Annotated in this window: 1 protein-coding gene; it reads right to left on the minus strand. The window is 64.2% G+C overall.

Annotated elements, in window-relative coordinates:
- Positions 1-321, minus strand: a 321-nt coding sequence (locus PZH32_RS12210; protein WP_275208522.1) for an AIR carboxylase family protein, incomplete at both ends; no start/stop codon positions are given.

Below are 321 nucleotides of genomic sequence, written 5' to 3' on the forward strand. Positions count from 1 at the left end.
CGACTATTCAGATGATTGATGCAGCTGGCCTGGAACGCAGCGCCGAAGCCGTTGTCGATATTCACCACCGACACGCCGCTGGCGCAGGAATTCAGCATGGCCAGCAGCGCCGTGACGCCCCCGAACGAGGCGCCATAGCCCACCGAGGGGGGTACGGCAATAACGGGGCTTGAAACAAGGCCCCCCACCACGCTGGCCAAGGCCCCTTCCCTGCCCGCGACGGCAATGACCCCGCGGGCTTCGTTAAGGGTAGCAGTGCAGTCAAGCAGCCGATGAATACCGGCCACGCCTACGTCGTAGAGCCGCTCCACTCGGTTACCC

It is taken from the genome of Adlercreutzia equolifaciens (assembly GCF_029076695.1).
Taxonomy (GTDB): domain Bacteria; phylum Actinomycetota; class Coriobacteriia; order Coriobacteriales; family Eggerthellaceae; genus Adlercreutzia; species Adlercreutzia equolifaciens_A.